This window comes from Bacillus sp. REN3 (assembly GCF_017912555.1).
Lineage (GTDB): Bacteria > Bacillota > Bacilli > Bacillales > Cytobacillaceae > Mesobacillus.
This window is the reverse complement of sequence record NZ_JAERSD010000098.1, coordinates 1-204: the sequence shown is the minus strand read 5'-3', so window position 1 is coordinate 204 and position 204 is coordinate 1. Positions and strand designations below refer to the sequence as shown.

Here is a 204-nt window from a genome sequence, read left to right as displayed (position 1 = left end):
CCCTAGTTACCCTAATTTTTGTTCGCTTTCCTTGTTGGCTGCCCACTTCAAAAGATTGTGTGCAGTACAAATAAGACCCCAATCCGTGGTATTTTTGGATAGGCCTCTTAACCCGAATCTCTTAAACGCTCGATTGTGCTTAATCTGCCCAAACACTGGCTCTACATCTATTTTTCGCTGCCTGTATCTTTGGCTTCCTTCTTC

At 43.6% G+C, this 204-nt stretch carries 1 protein-coding gene; it reads right to left on the bottom strand.

Features of this window, described 5'->3' with window-relative positions; translation table 11 throughout:
• Positions 1 to 6: 6 nt before the first annotated feature.
• Positions 7 to 204 (bottom strand): transposase (locus tag JJQ88_RS21130; protein WP_210367984.1); only part of this gene is annotated, 198 nt, incomplete at its 5' end.